A 2903-nucleotide genomic window follows, 5' to 3' on the forward strand; every position below is an offset into this window, starting at 1 on the left:
TGAAGCTCTTGCCCGGGAAACAAACTCAAACTAACAGTCCCTTGTCCTGCCTCGCGGGTGGAGGAATTTGACTGACCACACCCGGAGGAATTTGAAGTGACCCGCGGGGTTGTAAACGAGGCCTGCCCTGACCACGCCAAGCGCGCCGCCTGTCATCGTCTGGTTCCGCGATGACCTCCGCCTGTCCGACCATCCCGCCCTCCATGCCGCCGCGAAGACAGGCGCGCCGGTGATCTGCCTCTATGTGATGGATGAGATGGCCGGACGGCCGCCGGGCGGCGCGACGCGCTGGTGGCTGGCGCAGTCGCTGCGGGCGCTCGGCGCCGAGATCGCCACGCGCGGCGGGTCGCTGATCCTGCGCAAGGGGCCGGCGGCCAAGGTGATACCCGAAGTGGCGCGCGAGAGCGGAGCCGCAGTGGTCTACTGGAACGGGGTCGCGCAGGCGCCACACCAAGCCGTCGAGAAACAGCTCGAGGCGGCGCTGGCAAAGCTCGGCGTGGACTCGCAGAGCTTCCCTGGCGACTTGCTGGTGCCACCCTCGGCGATCCGCAACAAGGAGGGCCGCGGCCTTCGCGTCTTCACGCCGTTCTGGCGGCGGGTGCTGTCGCTGGGCGATCCGCCCAAGCCTCTGCCCGCACCGCGGGAGCTACGCCCCGCGCCGCAGCTCGCCAGCGACGCGCTGGAGAGCTGGACGCTCGAGCCGACAAAGCCCGACTGGGCCGGCGGCCTGCGCCAGACCTGGACGCCGGGAGAAGCCTCGGCCCGCGAGCACCTCCGCGACTTCCTCAAGCACACCGCACGCGTCTATGTCGGCGATCGCGACCGCCCGGATCGCGAGGGGACTTCAAGCCTGTCGCCTCACTTGAGGTTCGGCGAGCTCAGCCCGCGCCAAGTCTGGCACGCCGCGCGCTTTGCCGCAGCGGAGAATCCCGCGATCGGGCCCGGCGTCGAAAAATTCCTGAGCGAGCTCGGCTGGCGCGAATTCTGCCGGCACCTCCTCCACGATCACCCGAGCCTTGCCACCGAAAACCTGCAAACGAATTTCGATGGCTTTCCCTGGAAGGGAGACAAGAAGGCGCTCGCCGCCTGGCAGCGCGGACGCACCGGCTATCCCATCGTCGACGCCGGCCTGCGCGAGCTCTGGCACACCGGCGTGATGCACAACCGGGTGCGGATGGTGGTGGCGTCGTTCCTGGTCAAGCATCTCCTGATCGACTGGCGCGACGGCGAGAGCTGGTTCTGGGACACGCTGGTCGATGCCGATGCCGGCAGCAATCCCGCCAACTGGCAATGGGTCGCCGGCTGCGGCGCCGACGCCGCACCCTATTTCCGCGTGTTCAATCCAACTCTCCAGGGCGAGAAGTTCGACCCTGATGGAGCCTATGTCCGGCGCTGGGTGCCCGAGCTGAAAGACGTGCCGGCCAAGCTGATCCACCAGCCCTGGCAGGCATCACCGATCGAGCTTGCGAGCGCGGGCGTCACGCTCGGCAAGATCTATCCGCAGCCGATCGTCGATCACGCGAAGGGGCGCGAGCGCGCGCTCGCCGCCTACGCGAAGATCCGCAAAGGTTGAGCGCTGCTTTGACACGATTTTGAAACCGGCTATCGTCATCGCTCCATACAAACCGTGGGGGACGATATGGACGACGAGAAGCCGATCACCGAACAGGCGCTGGACACGATCACCACCGCCGTGGAAGCAACCAGCGAAGCCGCAGTCACCGCCGTCAAGAAGGTCAGGAAAGCCGCCAAGAAGGTCGCGAAGAAAGTAGCGCCGAAGAAGGCTTCCAAGAAGAAAGCCAAGAAGGCGACCAAGAAGGCATCCAAGAAAGCTTCGAAGAAGGCTGCAAAGAAGTCGTCGAAGAAAGCGGCCAAGAAGACTGCAAAGAAGGCCACCAAGAAGTCTGCGAAGAAGGCTGCCAAGTCGAAAAAGAAGGCCAAGCGCTGATCGCAGCGCTCGAGCAGGTCTCCGGGGTGTGGGCGCGCCCGGAGACTTCTCCTACCCCTACCCTCGCCGCTTGGCTGCGCGCCGGCCCGGGTGATGCTCGCCTTGCGGATCACGAAATTCGCTGCGATGGCCGCGCCGGTCCTCCTTGGCGAAGCGCTTCCGCTTCTCGGGTGAGCCAAACTGCTTGATCACCCTCCTGCCGTTGACCTTCTTGATGACGTAGCCGCCTTCCGTCATCGAGAACGGCGCCTTGAGCGACCCCATATGGTCGAATTTGGTGCCGCGGGGATGCTCGAACGGTTCGAACCAGGACGGATAGACGAAGTTCGACATCGGAAAGCCGTTGACGAGAAAAGACTCCTCTTCCACGGCGTCGCAGACCTCGTAGGCATATTGGGTGTGCCGGGTCCTGTCGGCCCATAGATTGGCCATGGGATCGAGCACCATCTCGAACAGTTCGTGCGAGGCCGCCAGGCTGACAGGATCGTCCTCGCCGAGTGCCTTCAGAAAGATCTTTGAGATCGGCTGGCCGCGGTGCGTCAGCTCGTGCCGCCCGAGGAAGTTCTTGTGGGTGGCGTCGTCAAAATAGAGCAGCTGCCAGTCCGTCGGCTTCGGGTTGCGGGTGACGTCGAGATCGATGGGATAGCCCCAGACCGGCAGGAAATGCTCGTCGTAGCATTTCTGGAGCGCCGCCGTGAGCCTCCCCATCATCCGCTCGCTCATCATCTCCTCCGCGTAGTTGATGCAAGCAATCCGGACCGGCCTCAAGGACCTGCCGAGTAGTGCACGCCGTGCTTTCTTCTTCATGGAAATCACCTTGCCAAAGGGAAGCTGAAATCAGTCCAGCCTAGCCCGTCCTATTCGTGAGAGTGCGGCTTTTGGGCCCGATTGATGCGGCCGCACATCTTGTCTGACGAGGCGCACAGGATTGCCTTCGGCTTTTCGCCGCCTGACG

3 protein-coding genes are annotated in these 2903 nt (G+C 64.1%); 2 read left to right on the plus strand and 1 reads right to left on the minus strand.

Going from position 1 to position 2903, the window contains the following annotated elements; all coding sequences use genetic code 11:
• Positions 1 to 127: 127 nt before the first annotated feature.
• Positions 128 to 1573: a deoxyribodipyrimidine photo-lyase gene (locus QJT78_RS49870; protein ID WP_049810420.1), complete on the plus strand. Its 1446-nt coding sequence runs from the start codon at positions 128 to 130 to the stop codon at positions 1571 to 1573.
• Between the two features lie 66 nt (positions 1574 to 1639).
• Positions 1640 to 1948, plus strand: coding sequence for a hypothetical protein (locus QJT78_RS49875; protein WP_028153621.1), 309 nt, complete (start codon positions 1640 to 1642; stop codon positions 1946 to 1948).
• Positions 1949 to 2005: 57 nt separating this feature from the next.
• Here the strand turns inward: QJT78_RS49875 and QJT78_RS49880 are convergent, their stop codons facing one another.
• The gene (locus tag QJT78_RS49880; protein ID WP_038945868.1) at positions 2006 to 2755 is read right to left on the minus strand and encodes a hypothetical protein; all 750 of its coding nucleotides are present in this window, start codon (positions 2753 to 2755) and stop codon (positions 2006 to 2008) included.
• Positions 2756 to 2903 lie beyond the last annotated feature (148 nt).

The sequence above is a fragment of the Bradyrhizobium sp. Mp27 genome, from assembly GCF_029953005.1.
Lineage (GTDB): Bacteria > Pseudomonadota > Alphaproteobacteria > Rhizobiales > Xanthobacteraceae > Bradyrhizobium > Bradyrhizobium barranii.

What these genes read in the sequence shown, in the direction of transcription:
- QJT78_RS49875 (WP_028153621.1), top strand. Translation starts at nt 1,640, where the DNA reads ATGGACGACGAGAAGCCGATCACCGAACAGGCGCTGGACACGATCACC.
- QJT78_RS49880 (WP_038945868.1), bottom strand. Translation starts at nt 2,755, where the DNA reads ATGAAGAAGAAAGCACGGCGTGCACTACTCGGCAGGTCCTTGAGGCCG.